Origin of the sequence: Vibrio sp. SCSIO 43137 (assembly GCF_028201475.1) — a bacterium.
GTDB lineage: Bacteria > Pseudomonadota > Gammaproteobacteria > Enterobacterales > Vibrionaceae > Vibrio.
The window spans coordinates 3231929-3251814 of sequence record NZ_CP116383.1; the positions used below are offsets into that span (position 1 = coordinate 3231929).

Annotated in this window: 12 protein-coding genes, 2 tRNA genes, 3 rRNA genes and 1 pseudogene; 9 read left to right on the forward strand and 9 right to left on the reverse strand. The window is 46.0% G+C overall.

Annotated features, from left to right (window positions below):
• Positions 1 to 324: 324 nt before the first annotated feature.
• Positions 325 to 2853 (forward strand): class I adenylate cyclase, encoded by a 2529-nt coding sequence (locus PK654_RS15210; RefSeq protein ID WP_271696790.1) that lies wholly within the window; start codon positions 325 to 327, stop codon positions 2851 to 2853.
• A 45-nt stretch (positions 2854 to 2898) separates the two neighbouring features.
• On the opposite strand, the gene cyaY is transcribed toward PK654_RS15210, so the two are convergent.
• Positions 2899 to 3213 (reverse strand): iron donor protein CyaY, encoded by a 315-nt coding sequence (gene cyaY / locus PK654_RS15215; protein WP_271696791.1) that lies wholly within the window; start codon positions 3211 to 3213, stop codon positions 2899 to 2901.
• A gap of 76 nt (positions 3214 to 3289) precedes the next feature.
• On the opposite strand from cyaY, the gene lptM reads away from it, so the two are divergent.
• The 8 genes from lptM to yiaY all read left to right on the forward strand — a co-directional run bounded on the left by lptM (position 3290) and on the right by yiaY (position 10574).
• Positions 3290 to 3409, forward strand: a complete 120-nt coding sequence (gene lptM, locus PK654_RS23040; RefSeq protein WP_443088713.1) for an LPS translocon maturation chaperone LptM — start codon at positions 3290 to 3292, stop codon at positions 3407 to 3409.
• An 18-nt stretch (positions 3410 to 3427) separates the two neighbouring features.
• Positions 3428 to 4681 carry a diaminopimelate decarboxylase gene (gene lysA, locus PK654_RS15225; RefSeq protein WP_271696792.1) on the forward strand — a complete coding sequence of 418 codons (1254 nt, stop codon included), beginning with the start codon at positions 3428 to 3430 and terminating at the stop codon, positions 4679 to 4681.
• 9 nt (positions 4682 to 4690) lie between these two features.
• A complete protein-coding gene (gene dapF, locus PK654_RS15230; protein ID WP_271696793.1) occupies positions 4691 to 5521 on the forward strand; it encodes a diaminopimelate epimerase in 831 nt (276 codons plus the stop codon).
• 31 nt (positions 5522 to 5552) lie between these two features.
• Entirely contained in the window at positions 5553 to 6257 is a 705-nt protein-coding gene (locus PK654_RS15235) for a DUF484 family protein (protein WP_271696794.1), read from the forward strand.
• Positions 6232 to 7167 (forward strand): tyrosine recombinase XerC, encoded by a 936-nt coding sequence (gene xerC / locus PK654_RS15240; protein ID WP_271696795.1) that lies wholly within the window; start codon positions 6232 to 6234, stop codon positions 7165 to 7167. The genes PK654_RS15235 and xerC overlap by 26 nt, the downstream gene beginning before the upstream one ends.
• 4 nt (positions 7168 to 7171) lie before the next feature.
• Positions 7172 to 7888 carry a 5-amino-6-(5-phospho-D-ribitylamino)uracil phosphatase YigB gene (gene yigB, locus PK654_RS15245; protein WP_271696796.1) on the forward strand — a complete coding sequence of 239 codons (717 nt, stop codon included), beginning with the start codon at positions 7172 to 7174 and terminating at the stop codon, positions 7886 to 7888.
• Between the two features lie 139 nt (positions 7889 to 8027).
• Positions 8028 to 9002 carry a sensor domain-containing diguanylate cyclase gene (locus tag PK654_RS15250; protein WP_271696797.1) on the forward strand — a complete coding sequence of 325 codons (975 nt, stop codon included), beginning with the start codon at positions 8028 to 8030 and terminating at the stop codon, positions 9000 to 9002.
• A gap of 423 nt (positions 9003 to 9425) precedes the next feature.
• Positions 9426 to 10574, forward strand: coding sequence for an L-threonine dehydrogenase (yiaY, locus tag PK654_RS15255; protein WP_271696798.1), 1149 nt, complete (start codon positions 9426 to 9428; stop codon positions 10572 to 10574).
• 975 nt (positions 10575 to 11549) lie between these two features.
• On the opposite strand, the gene PK654_RS15260 is transcribed toward yiaY, so the two are convergent.
• From PK654_RS15260 to ubiD, 8 genes and pseudogenes are all read right to left on the reverse strand, one after another.
• Positions 11550 to 11626: transfer RNA gene (locus tag PK654_RS15260), tRNA-Asp, on the reverse strand.
• A 29-nt stretch (positions 11627 to 11655) separates the two neighbouring features.
• Positions 11656 to 11771: ribosomal RNA gene (gene rrf, locus PK654_RS15265) — 5S ribosomal RNA — on the reverse strand.
• A gap of 128 nt (positions 11772 to 11899) precedes the next feature.
• A 23S ribosomal RNA gene (locus PK654_RS15270) occupies positions 11900 to 14788 on the reverse strand.
• Between the two features lie 333 nt (positions 14789 to 15121).
• Positions 15122 to 15197: transfer RNA gene (locus tag PK654_RS15275), tRNA-Glu, on the reverse strand.
• An 87-nt stretch (positions 15198 to 15284) separates the two neighbouring features.
• A 16S ribosomal RNA gene (locus PK654_RS15280) occupies positions 15285 to 16836 on the reverse strand.
• The 16S, 23S and 5S rRNA genes sit together here with 2 tRNA genes alongside, the layout of an rRNA operon.
• 542 nt (positions 16837 to 17378) lie before the next feature.
• Positions 17379 to 18089 (reverse strand): NAD(P)H-flavin reductase, encoded by a 711-nt coding sequence (gene fre, locus PK654_RS15285; RefSeq protein WP_271696799.1) that lies wholly within the window; start codon positions 18087 to 18089, stop codon positions 17379 to 17381.
• A 9-nt stretch (positions 18090 to 18098) separates the two neighbouring features.
• A complete protein-coding gene (locus PK654_RS15290; protein ID WP_271696800.1) occupies positions 18099 to 18368 on the reverse strand; it encodes a 2Fe-2S iron-sulfur cluster-binding protein in 270 nt (89 codons plus the stop codon).
• Between the two features lie 11 nt (positions 18369 to 18379).
• Positions 18380 to 19831: pseudogene (gene ubiD / locus PK654_RS15295) on the reverse strand (4-hydroxy-3-polyprenylbenzoate decarboxylase); the annotation flags it as partial.
• Positions 19832 to 19886 lie beyond the last annotated feature (55 nt).

The window sequence follows — 19886 nt, forward strand, 5'->3', positions numbered from 1 at the left end:
TGATAATCCCCTAATCCTACCACTCTATGGCACCGGCTCGCACGCATTGATCTAAGCTCTGATAAATTGTTCAGGTTTAGTGCCGATTGAAGAAAAATTATGTGATGTTTATCTCAAATATGAGTTACACTAATATCAGTGGCTATAGGAAAAGTAGATCAGATTCAAAAGAGTCAGCGAAATAAAAGGCTCCCTGATGCCCTCAGGCTTTGCAATTCCGTTTAACTTTACCTGCTGACGAAAAAGTGTTAAATTGATCACGTTTTGTTACGCATATAGAATAAAAACCAAGCGAAACCAGAATTAATCAATCAAGGAAATCCCTTGCAACTATATATCCAGACGATCATAAAAAGAGTCGACACTCTAAACCAGCAGCGCACAGAACGCTCGCTGGCAGTTATGGATCGTCAGGGTCAGCAGGTTTTCCACCTTATTCCTACGCTACTTCACTTCAACCACCCTTCCCTGCCCGGATACTACGACAAATCAGAAGCATTTGGTGTTTATAATTACCAGCCAAATGACGTTCAGAGTGATTACATTGAACAGCTATCCAGCCAGAGCGAGACAACCATTTCAGCGCCAGAAAGCGCAGAGATTCTGGCTCTTTATACTATGGGCAGTACCTCATCTATCGGCCAGAGCACATCCAGTGATTTAGACATCTGGGTATGTGTTTCTCCTAAGATGGACAGCGAAACCCGGGCACACCTGAGCAATAAATGCTTGCTGGTTACGGAGTGGGCGAAAGAGCTGGGGGTTGAAGCCAATTTCTTCCTGATGGATGAAGAAAGGTTCCGCAGTAATCGTTCTGAAGAGATGACTGGTGATAACTGTGGCTCTTCTCAGCATCTGTTGTTATTAGATGAGTTTTATCGCTCGGCAGTACGCCTTGCCGGCCAACGGTTACTGTGGCAAATCATTCCGCCGGAAATGGAAGAGTGCTACGACGAATATGTTAATCAGCTGTGTAAGAGCGGCTATATTGATTGCAAAGAGTGGATTGATTTCGGCTCTTTAAGCCGCATCCCGGCAGAGGAGTACTTCGGCTCTAACTTATGGCAACTGTATAAAAGTATCGATTCGCCATATAAATCTGTTTTAAAAGCGATTCTTCTGGAAGCCTATTCTTGGGAGTATCCTCATACTCAGCTATTGAGCATTGACAGTAAACGGCGCTTTTTTACCTATGAGCCAGACCTCTACAGCATGGATTCCTACTATCTTATGCTGGAAAAGGTCACCCTGTATCTGACCAGAATTAAAGACTTTAAGCGGCTGGATCTTGTCAGACGCTGTTTCTACCTGAAAACCCACGAGAAGTTATCCCGTGAACCGGGAGCCGGTTCGGTAGAGTGGCGACGTCAGGTTCTTAGCGAGCTGGTTCAGAATTGGGGATGGAGCTATGAAACGATTCAGGAGTTGGACAACCGACGTAACTGGAAAGTAGAACAGGTTAAAATTGTACACCTTGATCTTCTTGACGCTTTAATGCTCAGCTACCGTAACCTGATTCAGTTTGCCCGCCGTAATGATATAACCTCGGCCATCAGCCCTCAGGACATCAGTATTCTGGCCAGAAAACTGTATGCCGCTTTTGAGGTTCTTCCCGGCAAAGTGACTCTGCTTAACCCTCAGATCTCTCCTGATCTGCACGAATCGGATCTCAGTTTTATTCAGGTTCAGAAAGGCAGAACCAACAAGCCGGGATGGTATCTGTATAAAAAACCACTGGTTGCTAGTGAACTGATAGGCAGTAAGTGTCTGGAACACAATGAGTATCTGAGTAAGCTGGTTGCCTGGTCTTTCTTTAACGGTCTGATTACCGAATCTACCCGGTTACACTCTGTCATTCGCAATGCCAATCTGGATATAGATAAGTTTTATCAGATGGTGAGCGATCTGCGTAATACCTTCTCCCTGAGAAAACGCAGACCAACCATGCAGGCTCTGGGCAGTCCTTGCGAAATTAGCCAGCTTGCCATGTATATCAACTTCGAAAGTGATCCGACTGAAAAGCTCAGTTCACGTTCAATGAAAGTCGACCTGAAGAGCATTGATATCTTCAGCTTCAGCGACAAACAATCTTGTCTGATCGGTAGTGTTGATCTTGTCTACCGAAATTCATGGCATGAAGTCCGCACTATGCACTTTACCGGTGAAACAGCCATTCTGGATTCACTGAAGACCATTCTGGGTAAAATGCATCAGGATGCCCTGCCGCCGGAGTCGGTGGATGTGTTCTGCTACAGCAAAAACCTTCGCGGCATTATACGTAACACGGTTTATCAGCTTCTCGCTGAGTGTATTGAAATGCGCCTTAAGCCGGTAGAGAAACAGAACCGCAGGCGCTTTAAAGCGATTAAAGTTGCCGATCAGGTATTTGGTCTGTTTTTCGAGCGTCGCGGAGTATCGCTGCAAAAGCTGGAAAACTCCGTTGATTTCTATAAGAGCATTTCAGTCAATAAACTGAAAGGTTCGCCACTATCCAACCTTGATAAAGAGCAGGATTACCACCTGCCAGATGTTATTGACAGCTTCGCCAGTGAAGGTTTGGTTCAGTTTTTCTTCGAGGATACTCAGGACGGCTTCAATATCTATGTTCTGGATGAAGAGAATGGTGTCGAGGTTTACCACCAGTTTAATGGCGGAAAAGATGAGATGATCAACAGTGTCAATCATTTCTACACGTCAAGTCAGCAGGAATCGATGGAAAACCATACACTGATTAACTTCAACCTTCCTCAGTACTATCAGATTGTTCATCCTGAAGAAGGAGAGAGCTATGTTGTGCCGTATAGAAATGACAACTCACTCTGTTCCCGGCCATCCAAAGCGGTAAACGCATAACCGCTATTCGCATGACAACTAAAAAAGAGCCTTTCGGCTCTTTTTTTAATCCCACTCAATCTGTTCGTCACTCTGCTTTTCACACTCATGTTTAACCAAGGCAAAAAATTCCAGACCGGTTTTTGAACATATCCAGCTATTATCCTGATAAGAGAAGTGATAACCACCAGATTTTGATGCCAGCCAGATCTCCTGCATCGGCTCCTGACGGTTAATAACAATCTGACTTCTGTCTTCAAATTCCAGTGTCATTACATTTCCTACCGTCTCGTAATCAATGTCTGCGCCAGAATCATCAATAGCCTCTTCTAACCGATTGAACTCTTGATCGACTAATTGATGGTACTCAGTATCATTCATCCTGATCTATCCTATTGCTTTTCTTCTTAGTAGTGCGATTATAGGGGGCATTGAACTATTAATCACGAATTGCGCAATGAAAAAAATTATTATTGTACTCGGTTTATTGTCTGTTCTCGGATTGTCAGGATGTGGCAATACCGGACCACTCTACATGCCACAAGATGACACACAAGCTGAAGAAACTCAGTCATAACACATAGGGATTAGGAACTTGGATTACTTTAACTATCAGGATGATGGCCAACTCTGGGCAGAAAACGTTTCACTGACTTCGCTGGCAGAGCAGTATGGTACACCACTATATGTCTACTCCCGTGCAACACTTGAACGACACTGGAATGCTTTTGATAAAGCCGTAGGCGCCCACCCTCACCTTGTCTGTTATGCGGTCAAAGCCAACTCGAATCTGGGTGTACTCAATACCCTTGCACGATTAGGTTCAGGTTTTGATATTGTTTCCGGTGGTGAACTGGAAAGAGTTATTCAGGCAGGTGGCGACGCTTCTAAAGTGGTTTTCTCCGGTGTCGGGAAAACAGCAGCAGAAATGAAACGGGCACTTGAGCTGAAGATTAAGTGCTTTAACGTTGAATCAGAAGCGGAACTTGAAAGGCTCAACGAAGTAGCTCAGTCTCTGGGGGTTATTGCCCCTATCTCGCTGAGAATCAACCCGGATGTTGATGCCAAGACCCACCCTTATATCTCTACTGGTTTAAGAGATAATAAATTTGGTATCGCCTTTGAGCGTGCACCAGAAGTGTACCGCTTTGCCTCAGGCCTGAAAAACCTGAGCGTAGAAGGAATCGACTGCCATATCGGCTCTCAGCTGACGGATATCGAACCATTTATTGACGCAACCGATCGCTTACTGGCACTGATCGATAAGTTAATTGAAGATGGTATTAAGATCCGCCACCTTGATGTGGGCGGTGGCCTTGGGGTTGTTTATCGTGATGAGCTGCCACCACTACCGTCAGACTATGCAAAAGCGCTGCTGTCACGTCTGGAAAATCACCCGGAAATCGAGCTTATCTTCGAACCGGGCCGTGCCATCGCAGCTAATGCAGGCATTCTTCTGACTAAGGTCGAGTACCTGAAACCAACAGAGTATAAAAACTTTGCCATTGTCGATGCGGCAATGAACGACCTGATGCGTCCGGCACTGTATTCTGCATGGCAGGATATCGTCGCCGTTTCTCCCCGTGAAGGTGAGCCGACAACCTATGATATCGTTGGCCCGGTCTGTGAAACCGCAGACTTCCTGGGTAAAGAGCGTGAACTGGTTATTGAGCAAGGCGATCTACTTGCCGTCAGATCGGCCGGCGCGTATGCCTTTGCAATGGCTTCAAACTACAATGCCAGATTACGCCCTGCAGAAGTAATGGTTGATGGCGAAAACGTCCACTTGGTTCGTCAACGCGAAGCGCTTACGGATCTGTGGCGTCACGAACATGTTTTACCGGAGTAACTAGCAAGTATGCATTTCCATTTTTCAAAAATGCACGGTTTGGGTAATGACTTTATGGTTGTTGACTGCATTACCCAAAACATCTTTTTTTCTCCGGATCTGATCCGCAGGCTTGCGGATCGCCATACCGGTGTAGGCTTTGACCAGCTGTTAATTGTTGAAGCCCCCTATGATCCGGAGACTGACTTCCATTACCGCATTTTTAACGCTGACGGTAGTGAAGTAGAGCAGTGTGGTAACGGTGCCCGTTGCTTTGCCCGTTTTGTAAAAATGAAAGGGCTGACCAATAAGTTCAATATCAATGTCAGCACTAAAAAAGGCAAAATGGTACTCAAGCTGGAAGACGATGACTTAGTCACTGTTAATATGGGTGAGCCAGAGTTCGAACCGGGAAAAATTCCGTTTAAAGCGAAACAGAAAGAGAAAACCTATATACTCCGCGCGGAAGATCAAACGCTGTTTTGTGGTGCTGTCAGCATGGGTAACCCACATGTGGTTACAGTTGTTGATGATGTTGCCACAGCCAATGTAGAATCTACCGGCCCGTTACTTGAGTCCCATGAACGCTTCCCTGAAAGAGTTAATGCCGGCTTTATGCAGCTTATCAGCCGCAGTGAGATTAACCTGCGCGTTTATGAACGCGGCGCAGGTGAAACTCAGGCGTGTGGCAGTGGTGCCTGTGCAGCAGTCGCTGTGGGAATAATCCAGGGCTCTCTGGATGAAAAGGTAACGGTTCATTTACCAGGTGGCGATCTGATCATTCAGTGGCAAGGCCCGGGATACCCACTGTTTATGACGGGACCTGCAGCTCATGTGTTTGATGGCCAGCTCACCTGTTAAGTCAGAATTTATAAAGTGTTAAGGATGTATTTTGTCTCAGTTTGAAGCGGATGAATTAACCGCTGAAGTAGTTTCGCAATATCTTCGTGATTTCCCCGATTTTTTCCACAACAGAAGGGATCTGGTCGATCACCTCTCTATCCCCGTGCATGAACAAGGTACGGTATCACTGGTGGAGATGCAGATAAAAAGACAGAGAGACAGAATCAACCAACTGGAAGAAGAGATAACAGAGCTGATGTCGGTTGCGGCCAGCAATGATCATAACTTTCATCAGTTTATGGGACTTCAGGAACGGGTTCTGAAGTGCCGCTCTATACAAGAAGTTATTCAAAGCATAGAACAAGCGGCGAACGATCTCTCACTGTCAGCCTATGTAAAACTGATCGGTAGTCAGCACCCTGAATACTCTCTTTCACTTGAAAACTGGCAGCGATTTTCCACCAACCACTTTAATGGTAAAGATGCCTATCTGGGCAGGCTGAAAAAACAGGATCAGGAACTGTTATTTTCTGAACAGCCGACTCCGGAGCTGGGTTCTTACGTTATTCTTCCGCTATCAACCACTTCCGCGGTAGGTATTATTGCCTTCTCCAGTGAAGATGGCGGCCATTTTCAGCCCTCTATGGATACGCTGTTTTTGCGACATCTTGCTCTGGTCGTTTCTCACCTTACTACGACTCTTCCATGGGCTAGTGAGGATGTAAAACATGTCATCCAGACAAGCACTGCCTGATTCCCTGCTCATTCCAGTCACACGTTTCTGTGACTACCTTCGCAACGAAAAAGGGCTGAGCATCCACACGAGAAATAACTACCGCCTGCAGCTAGAGTTGGTTGCAGAGCAGTTGGTTTCGCTGGGGGTGACTGACTGGAACAAGGTTGACGCAGCGTGGGTCAGACAGTTGGTAGGCAAGTGCATGAGGCAAGGTATGAAGCCGAGCAGCATTTCAACCCGGCTATCTTCCCTGAGAAGCTTTTTCGATTTTCTGATACTAAAAGGCGAGCTGGCTGCCAACCCTGCAACCGGAATATCTCCGCCTAAAAAACAGAAGACTCTGCCTAAAAATCTAGACGTAGATGAAGTTGGTCAACTGCTTGAAGTGGATGAAACGGATCCTTTGGCAGTGCGCGATCGGGCAATGATGGAGCTTATGTACGGAACCGGTATCCGGCTGGCAGAGATGATCGCCCTTAATGTGCAAGACATTCAGACTGATGTTGAAGAGATAAGAGTGGTTGGTAAGGGTAATAAAGAGAGAAAAGCGCCTTTTTCCGGAGAAGCGCTTATCTGGACAGAAAAGTGGTTAAAAGTCCGGCCAATTCTGGCAAAGGCCGATGAGCCTGCGTTATTTATCTCTAAATCCGGCCAGCGAATATCACACAGAAATGTACAGAAACGTATGAAAGAGTGGGGAGTAAAACAGGGCGTTGCCAGCCATATTAATCCTCATAAACTAAGGCACTCATTTGCTACCCATATTCTGGAGTCCAGTGGCAACTTACGCGCGGTGCAAGAATTGTTGGGGCACGAGAATATCTCAACAACTCAGGTGTACACTCACCTGAACTTTCAGCACCTCGCTCAGGAATATGATAAAGCTCATCCGCGGGCCAAAAAGCAGAATAAAGCCGATAAAGAGTAGCACTATGCATATCTACCGACGCCTTAAACAGGTTAAAGCCATTAGTTTCGACCTTGATGACACTCTGTACGACAACTATCCCGTTATCGTCCGGGTAGAAAAAGAGATGGCTAAATGGCTACATCAGCATCACCCTGTCTCTGCCACTGTTCCTTTGGAAAAGTGGCACCAGTTTAAAAAACAGGTCTTAGCTGAACAGCCAGACCTAAAACATGATGTTACCCGCTGGAGAATGGAACAGATTAAATTTGGTCTTGTTCAGTTAGGATACGACATAGATAAGGCGACTCAGGCGTCAGAGAAAGGCATTGAACATGCTCTTTGGCTTAGGAACCAAGTCGATGTTCCACAAGAGACTCACCAGTTGCTCTCCGCCCTTAAAAAGAAATACCCCCTTGTCGCCATTACTAACGGCAATGTCGACGAGAACCAAATAGATCTGGGGCAGTATTTTGAGTTTGTATTGAGAGCCGGCCCGGACGGTCGCGCTAAGCCGTTTGCCGATATGTTTATCACCACTTCAAGGCGCCTCTCTCTGCCGCCGGAGCAGATACTTCACGTTGGTGATCACCCTATATCTGATGTTCAGGGTGCAAAACAGGCCGGTTATCAGGCTTGCTGGTTGAACCTGACCGGAGTATCTGCGAATAAGAGCGATAAAGTCCGCCAGTTACCGGATATTGAGATAAGCCAGCTTAGCCAGCTAAACCAATTGCTCTAAAAAGCACACCACAGCAAAGTTACTGCGCTACATTAGTCAAAAAATAATTGTCTATGTCAGATTTATAGCCATGTGCTCTTTGATAAGATACTAATATATGAAATATTAATGACGTGTCCTGTAAGCAGAGAAGTAGCGAATGACGCAAGAATGGAAGCACCCTCTTGAAAAGGAACTTTTCGAGAAACTATCTGTAGATACCTCTATCTTTGAGTTTCTTCACGCCAAGTGTCTGGACGGACTATTTTTTCGTGATATAGAAACTCAGCAACAGGAATGGATGAGTGATAGTTTCTGGCAGCTACTTGGATATGATCCCGCTGAAATGACGGGCTCAATTCAGGAACGAAGAGATAAAATCCATCCGGACGACCTGTCACTGGCTATTGATAATTATCAAAAGCACTGTGAAGACCCGACTCACCCCTATGACCAAATCGTACGTTATAAGCATAAAAACGGCTCAGATGTCTGGGTTCGCTGCCGCGGCATGGTGATCAGAGATGAGAACGGTAATCCTACCCGTATGCTGGGCGTTCATAACGATATAACCTTACTAAAGCAAACCGCGGCACTGCTGGAGCAAAAAAATTTAGAGCTGGAGAAACTTGCCCGCCACGATTTTCTGACCGGCCTGTATAACCGTTATGCCTTTGCAGAGATATTCGAGCAGCAGATGTTGCTGGCGATAAGGGAACAAGTTCCCGTCTCACTGGCAATGATAGATGTTGATCATTTTAAGAATATCAACGACTCACTCGGTCATCAGAGCGGAGATAAAGTCCTGATAAACATCGCCAATAAGCTTAGCGAACTTATCCGTGAGAGCGACATACTGGCCAGATTTGGCGGGGAGGAGTTTATCGTTCTTATGTTCAATACCAACCATAATGAAGCTCAGCGCGCCGCCGAACGGATCCGTCAGGGAATAGAACAGAGTATCTCTATCGACAGGAATCCGGTTACCGTCAGCGTCGGTCTGTCTACATTCGGCGAGAAAAGCATGCTGGGTATCGACCTCTCCCCTGCAGAAATCTACGATAAGATTGTTTCCAGAGCAGATAACGCTCTCTATAAAGCCAAGCAGTCAGGTCGCAACAAGATCTGTTATTAGCCCTCTTTCAGCCTCTCATTACTCAGCAATGATCTGTTAAGCTGGGTAGTGAGAGCAACAAGTCCGACCTGTTGTTATCTATATGTAAGCCATTAGTTACAATATAAACTTATTAAATAACTTTTATTTAAACTAAATAAAGGTTATCAAAACCCCATTAATATCAGGCCAATCGTTTTCTATTTCAAACTTATAAATACGCCTTTTAACCTTATTTGTTGGACAACCGTTTGCTTTATTTTTCATCTAATTTAAATTAATAAACAAAATCAGTAATAACTATATTTTATTAGAGATCAATATCACGATATCGAGCTGAATTAGAGCAATAACTTTTTAAATTTGTCCTAAATCAAATTAATTAAACATCATGATATGCCAATCTACTTATAGAATTTATTAACTATTAAATGGAAAAATTACATGACTAGTGCATTTTTCATCCCTACTGTAAACCTTATGGGCGCTGGCTGCCTTAAAGACGCAACAGACAGCATTCAATCTCAAGGCTTTAAAAAAGGTCTTATCGTTACAGATAAAATCCTTAACGAGATTGGTATCGTAAAACAAGTTCAGGACCTGTTAACTGAGCGTAGCGTAGAAACTGTCGTATTTGACGGTACTCAGCCTAACCCTACTATCGGTAACGTAGAAGCAGGCCTTGAGCTGCTAAAAGAACACGATTGTGACTTCGTTATTTCTCTTGGCGGTGGTTCTCCACACGATTGCGCTAAAGGTATTGCACTTGTAGCAGCAAACGGCGGCAAAATCGGTGATTACGAAGGTGTTGACCAGTCGGCTAAACCTCAGCTACCACTGATCGCTATCAACACTACTGCTGGTACAGCATCTGAAATGACTCGTTTCTGCATCATCACTGATGAAGAGCGTCACATTAAGATGGCTATCGTTGATAAGCACACAACTCCGCTTATCTCTGTAAACGATCCAGAACTCATGCTTGCTAAACCTGCTTCACTGACAGCAGCGACAGGTATGGATGCACTTACTCACGCTGTAGAAGCCTATGTTTCTATCGCTGCAACTCCTGTAACAGATGCAGTTGCTATTAAAGCAATCGAACTAATCCAGGCTTACCTACGCAAAGCAGTTAACCAGGGCGATGATATCGAAGCACGTGAGCAAATGGCTTACGCACAGTTTATGGCTGGTATGGCGTTCAACAACGCATCTCTTGGCTATGTTCACGCTATGGCGCACCAGCTAGGTGGTTTCTACGACCTTCCACACGGTGTATGTAACGCTATCCTGCTTCCACACGTACAGCGCTACAACGCTCAGGTTTGCCCTGAGAGACTGAAAGACGTTGCTAAAGCAATGGGTGTAGACGTAGAAGGTATGACTGCTGAGCAGGGCGCTGAAGCCGCTCTGGAAGCTATCATCTCTCTATCTAAAGATGTTGGTATCCCAGCTGGCCTTGAAGAGCTTGGTGCTAAGAGTGAAGATATCCCTGTGCTTGCAGACAACGCTCTTAAAGATGCATGTGGTCTGACTAACCCTAAACAAGCAACTCACGAAGAAATCTCTGAGATCTTTAAAGCTGCTCTATAATTAAGCTTTATAATCTAAATTTAAAGGTGCTGATATTCAGCACCTTTTTTATTTATTCCGTATAGATAAATAATATTTCTTTATGGGAAAGGTAATAAATTTTATTAAATAATCGACATTTAACATTTCCTTCACCATATAATCGTTTAACAGCTCATCTTACTTTAATTTCTATTCCTGACCATTAATTATAATTTACATAATAAGCACACTCTATTAATAACAATGAGGTTATTATTGATGATTACAAGAAAGTGATAAATATCAATTCTCCTTTACATTAATTAATTGCGTACTTTATCAGTAATGATTTATTTATAACCAGATTCACCGACAAAATTCAGCTTTATACTCAGCCTACGCAATAACCCTTCACATCGGCTCTCTACGGATTATGCTGTTTACCCTACATTCATAAATTCAAGCAAAGAGATCGCTATAGAGGCTCTTTCCGACGTAAAGGCTTCATACATCATTGAAATGTTCGTCCTCTGGATTAAAGATCCTTAAATTCTCTCCTTCAGAAGGCTACAGAGTTATTCAGGTAACCATGCGCATCAGGTGTCTTATTGAAAGATAAAACTAATGCCTGAGTGCCTTATAGAGCCAAATAGTATTAACAGCTATAAGACGACACACCGGAGGTTCATCAGTACAAGGTCAGGAAACAAGGTCAGGAAACAGATATAGTGTTCATTGAAGCGTGAGGTTGGAAAGAGTTTACAAAGCTAGCACGAGAAGTAGTAGATCTTACTTAATTGGTTTAGCATTTCTTGTAACTACCTAATCAGCACAACTTGGGTAATAAAATTTTAAATTGCCTAAACGCAAAAAAGCCTCAGCATTTCTGCTAAGGCTTAGGATAAGTGGCGGAGAGGCTGGGCTTGCAGGCAAGCGGGACTCGTTGGCCGAAGGCCGAAAGTAATACGCCAGATACGAAAAAACCCCAGTATTTCTACTGAGGTTTCAAATAAGTGGCGGAGCGGACGGGACTCGAACCCGCGACCCCCGGCGTGACAGGCCGGTATTCTAACCAACTGAACTACCGCTCCGCTGCGTGTCTGGTTAGACAAATTTAAAAGCCTGGCGATGTCCTACTCTCACATGGGGAAGCCCCACACTACCATCGGCGCTATTGCGTTTCACTTCTGAGTTCGGCATGGAATCAGGTGGGTCCACAACGCTATGGTCGCCAAGCAAAATTCTGTTTTTGATTTCACTTTTTCTAAAAAAGTGAAAACCAACAAATCGGAAAGCTGTTTAAAAGTCTTATTTACACATTCAATGTTCTATTTGAGTCCAAAACAAAACCCCTTGGGTGTTGTATGGTTAAGCCTCACGGGCAATTAGTACAGGTTAGCTCAACGCCTCACAACGCTTACACACCCTGCCTATCAACGTCGTAGTCTACGACAACCCTTTAGGATACTTAAAGTATCAGGGAGAACTCATCTCAAGGCTCGCTTCCCGCTTAGATGCTTTCAGCGGTTATCGATTCCGAACTTAGCTACCGGGCAATGCGTCTGGCGACACAACCCGAACACCAGAGGTTCGTCCACTCCGGTCCTCTCGTACTAGGAGCAGCCCCTTTCAATTCTCCAACGCCCACGGCAGATAGGGACCGAACTGTCTCACGACGTTCTAAACCCAGCTCGCGTACCACTTTAAATGGCGAACAGCCATACCCTTGGGACCGACTTCAGCCCCAGGATGTGATGAGCCGACATCGAGGTGCCAAACACCGCCGTCGATATGAACTCTTGGGCGGTATCAGCCTGTTATCCCCGGAGTACCTTTTATCCGTTGAGCGATGGCCCTTCCATTCAGAACCACCGGATCACTATGACCTGCTTTCGCACCTGCTCGAATTGTCATTCTCGCAGTCAAGCGGGCTTATGCCATTGCACTAACCACACGATGTCCAACCGTGTTTAGCCCACCTTCGTGCTCCTCCGTTACTCTTTGGGAGGAGACCGCCCCAGTCAAACTACCCACCAGGCACTGTCCTCACCCCGGATAACGGGGCTAAGTTAGAACATCAAACATACAAGGGTGGTATTTCAAGGATGGCTCCACTGTATCTGGCGACACAGTTTCAAAGCCTCCCACCTATCCTACACATGTAGGCTCAATGTTCAGTGCCAAGCTGTAGTAAAGGTTCACGGGGTCTTTCCGTCTAGCCGCGGGTACACTGCATCTTCACAGCGATTTCAATTTCACTGAGTCTCGGGTGGAGACAGCGTGGCCATCATTACGCCATTCGTGCAGGTCGGAACTTACCCGACAAGGAATTTCGCTACCTTAGGACCGTTATAGTTACGGCCGCCGTTTACCGGGGCTTCGATCAAGAGCTTCGACCTAAGTCTAACCCCATCAATTAACCTTCCGGCACCGGGCAGGCGTCACACCGTATACGTCATCTTACGATTTTGCACAGTGCTGTGTTTTTAATAAACAGTTGCAGCCACCTGGTATCTGCGACTTCCGATAGCTCCATCCGCAAGGGACTTCACCGTCAGAAGCGTACCTTCTCCCGAAGTTACGGTACCATTTTGCCTAGTTCCTTCACCCGAGTTCTCTCAAGCGCCTTGGTATTCTCTACCCGACCACCTGTGTCGGTTTGGGGTACGATTCCTTACAATCTGAAGCTTAGAGGCTTTTCCTGGAAGCATGGCATCAATGACTTCACGCCCTTGGGCGCTCGACATCGTGTCTCGGCCTTAAGATTTCCCGGATTTACCTAAGAAATCAGCCTACGCACTTGAACCTGGACAACCGTCGCCAGGCCCACCTAGCCTTCTCCGTCCCCCCATCGCAATTGTAAGAAGTACGGGAATATTAACCCGTTTCCCATCGACTACGCCTTTCGGCCTCGCCTTAGGGGTCGACTTACCCTGCCCCGATTAACGTTGGACAGGAACCCTTGGTCTTCCGGCGAGGGGGTTTTTCACCCCCTTTATCGTTACTCATGTCAGCATTCGCACTTCTGATACCTCCAGCAAACCTTACAGTTCACCTTCAACGGCTTACAGAACGCTCCCCTACCCAATATCTAAAAGATATTGCCGCAGCTTCGGTGTATAGCTTAGCCCCGTTACATCTTCCGCGCAGGCCGACTCGACCAGTGAGCTATTACGCTTTCTTTAAATGATGGCTGCTTCTAAGCCAACATCCTGGCTGTCTGAGCCTTCCCACATCGTTTCCCACTTAGCTATACTTTGGGACCTTAGCTGGCGGTCTGGGTTGTTTCCCTCTCCACGACGGACGTTAGCACCCGCCGTGTGTCTCCCGGATAGTACTTACTGGTATTCGGAGTTTGCAAAGGGTTGGTAAGTCGGGATGACCCCCTAGCCTTAACAGTGCTCTACCCCCAGTAGTATTCGTCCGAGGCGCTACCTAAATAGCTTTCGGGGAGAACCAGCTATCTCCAGGTTTGATTGGCCTTTCACCCCTAGCCACAAGTCATCCGCTAATTTTTCAACATTAGTCGGTTCGGTCCTCCAGTTGATGTTACTCAACCTTCAACCTGCCCATGGCTAGATCACCTGGTTTCGGGTCTATACCTAGCAACTCGACGCCCAGTTAAGACTCGGTTTCCCTACGGCTCCCCTAATCGGTTAACCTTGCTACTAAATATAAGTCGCTGACCCATTATACAAAAGGTACGCAGTCACACCACGAAGGTGCTCCTACTGCTTGTACGTACACGGTTTCAGGTTCTATTTCACTCCCCTCACAGGGGTTCTTTTCGCCTTTCCCTCACGGTACTGGTTCACTATCGGTCAGTCAGTAGTATTTAGCCTTGGAGGATGGTCCCCCCATATTCAGACAGGATATCACGTGTCCCGCCTTACTCGATTTCACTAATAATGACGTGTCGGTTACGGGGCTATCACCCTGTATCGCTGGACTTTCCAGACCATTCACCTGCATCATTAAAAGCTTAAGGGCTAATCCAATTTCGCTCGCCGCTACTTTCGGAATCTCGGTTGATTTCTACTCCTCCGGGTACTTAGATGTTTCAGTTCCCCGGGTTTGCCCTGTTAACCTATGTATTCAGTTAACAGTAACTGCTTATGCAGTTGGGTTTCCCCATTCGGAAATCGTAGACTCAAGTGGCTTTTACTGCCTAATCTACGCTTATCGCAAGTTAATACGTCCTTCATCGCCTCTGACTGCCAAGGCATCCACCGTGTACGCTTAGTCACTTAACCATACAACCCCAAGAGGTTTCTATGTATGGCAAACAACCAAGGTTTGTGTCTCTCATTATTTGAATGAGCGAGAGACATTTCGATTTTGCCGGACTCAAATATAAGCATCATTACTCAGTAATGTTGCTTCCAAGAACACTTGAATGTGTGTTGGTACCTAAATCTCTTATGTTTCAAAGAAAGATTCAGGATTTGAGAACTTTTAATTAGATAACAATCAATCAAATTGTTATCTGTCAGCTTTCCAAATTGTTAAAGAGCTAATCACTTCCGAAGAAGTAACCATTTTTAAGAGCACTTTAAAGTTTCTACTTAAAGAAATGCGCTTAAAGATGGTATCCCGTAGGGGAGTCGAACCCCTGTTACCGCCGTGAAAGGGCGGTGTCCTAGGCCTCTAGACGAACGGGACATCTTTGTAAGTGTTGGGCACTTACTTCTCTTTACTTTCTAAACCTAATCAATCTGTGTGAACACTCATCAATGCACAATCTATCGTTAAGGAGGTGATCCAGCCCCAGGTTCCCCTAGGGCTACCTTGTTACGACTTCACCCCAGTCATGAACCACAAAGTGGTAAGCGTCCCCCCGAAGGTTAAACTACCTACTTCTTTTGCAGCCCACTCCCATGGTGTGACGGGCGGTGTGTACAAGGCCCGGGAACGTATTCACCGTGGCATTCTGATCCACGATTACTAGCGATTCCGACTTCATGGAGTCGAGTTGCAGACTCCAATCCGGACTACGACGCACTTTTTGGGATTCGCTTACTCTCGCGAGTTCGCCGCCCTCTGTATACGCCATTGTAGCACGTGTGTAGCCCTACTCGTAAGGGCCATGATGACTTGACGTCGTCCCCACCTTCCTCCGGTTTATCACCGGCAGTCTCCCTGAAGTTCCCACCCGAAGTGCTGGCAATCAAGGATAAGGGTTGCGCTCGTTGCGGGACTTAACCCAACATTTCACAACACGAGCTGACGACAGCCATGCAGCACCTGTCTCAGAGTTCCCGAAGGCACTAATCCATCTCTGGAAAATTCTCTGGATGTCAAGAGTAGGTAAGGTTCTTCGCGTTGCATCGAATTAAACCACATGCTCCACCGCTTGTGCGGGCCCCCGTCAATTCATTTGAGTTTTAATCTTGCGACCGTACTCCCCAGGCGGTCTACTTAACGCGTTAGCTCCGAAAGCCACTCCTCAAGGGAACAACCTCCAAGTAGACATCGTTTACGGCGTGGACTACCAGGGTATCTAATCCTGTTTGCTCCCCACGCTTTCGCATCTGAGTGTCAGTATCTGTCCAGGGGGCCGCCTTCGCCACCGGTATTCCTTCAGATCTCTACGCATTTCACCGCTACACCTGAAATTCTACCCCCCTCTACAGTACTCTAGCTTGCCAGTTTCAAATGACCTTCCCGGGTTGAGCCCAGGGCTTTCACATCTGACTTAACAAACCACCTGCATGCGCTTTACGCCCAGTAATTCCGATTAACGCTCGCACCCTCCGTATTACCGCGGCTGCTGGCACGGAGTTAGCCGGTGCTTCTTCTGCAGCTAACGTCAAATGATAGTGCTATTAACACTACCACCTTCCTCACTGCTGAAAGTGCTTTACAACCCGAAGGCCTTCTTCACACACGCGGCATGGCTGCATCAGGCTTGCGCCCATTGTGCAATATTCCCCACTGCTGCCTCCCGTAGGAGTCTGGACCGTGTCTCAGTTCCAGTGTGGCTGATCATCCTCTCAGACCAGCTAGAGATCGTCGCCTTGGTGAGCCATTACCTCACCAACTAGCTAATCTCACTTAGGCTTATCCAATCGCAGAAGGCCCGAAGGTCCCCTCTTTTCCCCCGTAGGGCGTATGCGGTATTAGCTATCGTTTCCAATAGTTATCCCCCTCGACTGGGCAAATTCCTAAGCATTACTCACCCGTCCGCCGCTCGACGTCCAACAAATCATCCGAAGAGTCAATGTTGCCGTTTCCGCTCGACTTGCATGTGTTAGGCCTGCCGCCAGCGTTCAATCTGAGCCATGATCAAACTCTTCAATTTAAGTTTTTGTGGCTCAATGAATACTGAACATTACATAAGTAATGTTTGAATTGACTGTGCTCTTGTTGGTTTTCACTTTTGAAAAAGTGAAACAAAACAGCTCAAGGCTGCTTTCCAACTCGAATGGTCACTTCGTATCATTGAAACCGAATTGAAACCGAAGTTTCTAATTTGATTATCATCAACGAGTGCCCACACAGATTGATAGGTTTAAATTGTTAAAGAGCAACTTCAAAGGGTAAAAACTTTTAGTTTTAAGCTTTTCAGCTTTCCCTGTGAAGTGGGCGGCCATTTTAACGAGATAACTTGTAGTGTCAAACACTTTTTTAAATTATTTCTTAATGACCAAATTTTCTCACCAACCTCTCGAGCCTTTGTTTAACAGGGTCTCGCTGTTGGGAGATGCGCATTATAGGGAGATTTAGTTTATGCGCAAGCCCTTTTTTAAAATTTATTTAAATTTCTTTTTTTCTGGCTTATTTATCGCCTGTTCTGACAAAAAATGGCCTAAAAAGGCCATTTCTAACTAATTTTCAGCTTAACTATATAAAAGCGTAGGCATCTGAGAACATATGTTCAGCCAGCGCTCCTTTATCCCGGGTAAACTGTTCTCTGGCTGCGCCAGCCATTTCAAATCGTCCGGCTATATAGATGTCATACTCTTCTAAGCTATCAAAGTCTTCGTTAATAGCAGCTAATACGTTACCTGACTTTCCTTGCCAGTTATTGTTCATCTGCTCAACCACAGGAACAAAGTGGATATTGTGTTTATCTTTTGCGATGCCCATAAGCTCATCGTGAGCATATAGCTGGCAATCGGTTCTTGCTCCCCAGTAAACATATACCGGTTTATCTATATTCTGGCTGATACAGTGATCCAGTATTGAGCGCACATAACTAAATCCGGTACCACCAGCTATTAACAGCAATGGACGAGAAGACTCTTTAAGCCATGCGTCACCATGCGGGGCATCAATCTCTATGCTCTCATCACTCTGGATAGCCTGCTTCATTTTCTCTACAACTTCTTGCGAGTAAGGATTTTCGTCAGCACTGCCAATATGCAGTTCCAGTTCACCTTCATGGCGGCACGGACTGCTGGCAATAGAGAATGGCCTTTTATCCTTTTCACCCATCACAACCATAAGATACTGCCCGGCCTTAAACTCTATTTTGCTTTCCGGGTGCAGCAGTATTCTGCAGGTATTGGACGCCAAAGGCTCTATCGACTTAACTTTACAACTTATATTCATTTCTTCCTCTTACTCTTCGAAGGTAAGTTTAGTATCCGACTTTACATAAGCCAGACAGGGGAACATCCACCCTGCCTTTTGTTCTTTATCTGTGAGTATAGGATCCAGATGATATTCGATGCGGCCTTCCAGTTTCCGGCACATACACATACTGCATACGCCAACCTGGCAACGATTTGGAAACTCGATATTATTGTTGAGCGCGGCTTCCAATACCGTTGAGCCTTCAGGCACATCGAACTCTATCCCAGCAGGATAAAGGGTGACTTTATAGGTCATAAGATACCTAACTCATCCCATATTTTATCTATTTTAGCGACAACTTCCGGGTCTTTCTTTATAGGACGCCCCCACTCACGATCGGTTTCACCAGTCCATTTGTTGGTTGCATCCAGCCCCATTTTCGAGCCAAGCCCCACCACAGGAGAAGCAAAATCAAGGGAATCGATCGGAGTGTTATCGATCATTACGGTATCTCTGGAAGGGTCCATCCGTGTAGTGATTGCCCAGATAACATCATTCCAGTCCCGCGCATCGACATCATCATCACACACAATAACGAACTTGGTGTACATAAACTGACGCAGGAATGACCAGACGCCCATCATGACTCTTTTAGCATGACCGGGATATTGTTTCTTCATCGTCACGACGGCCATACGGTAAGAACACCCTTCCGGAGGCAGGTAAAAGTCAACGATTTCAGGAAACTGCTTCTGAAGAATAGGTACGAACACTTCGTTTAGTGCCACCCCCAGTACGGCAGGTTCATCGGGTGGACGACCGGTATAAGTACTGTGATAAATCGGGTTATTGCGCATGGTGATATGGGTGACAGTAAATACTCTGTGCTGCTCTACCTCATTGTAGTAGCCGGTATGGTCACCATAAGGCCCTTCATCAGCAAACTCTTGTGGGTCGATATAACCTTCCATAACAATCTCAGCACCTGCAGGTACTTCAAGATCATTACTGACGGATTTAACCACTTCAGTCTTACTGCCTCTTAACAGGCCGGCAAATGCATATTCCGACAAGGTATCCGGAACCGGTGTAACGGCACCAAGTATGGTTGCGGGATCAGCACCAAAGGCCACAGAGACAGGGAAAGGTTCTCCCGGGTGGGTTTCCATCCAGTCTTGCAAATCTAACGCACCGCCACGGTGAGCCAGCCAGCGCATAATGACTTTGTTCTTGCTCAGCTTCTGCTGGCGATAGATGCCCAGATTCTGACGCTTTTTATTTGGCCCTTTAGTAATGGTCAATCCCCAGGTTAACAGGGGAGCCACATCTTCCGCCCAGCAACTCATTACGGGAATCTTATCCAAATCCACTTCATCATCCTGCCAGACTATCTCCTGACATGGCGCTTTACGAAGTCGTTTAGTGGGCATATTCAGTACCTGTTTGAAGACAGGTATTTTCTCAATAGCATCCTTTAAGCCTTTAGGTGGCTCAGGCTCTTTAAGGTAAGCAAGCCACTGACCAACTTCCCTTAGCTCAGAAACACTATTACGCCCCATCCCCATCGCGACACGCTCAGAGGTACCAAACAGGTTAGTTAATACAGGAATATCAGAACCGACAGGATTCTCAAATAACAGAGCCGGACCACCAGCCCTTAATGTCCGGTCGCTGATTTCGGTCATTTCATAATGCGGGTCAATCGGCTGGCTAATCCGCTTTAACTCTCCTTGCTGTTCGAGATAAGCAAGAAATTCTCGTAAATCCTTAAAACTCATAGGGCTAACTGTCACTGGCTTAAAAAAACAATATTATAACAAATCACGCCAGATC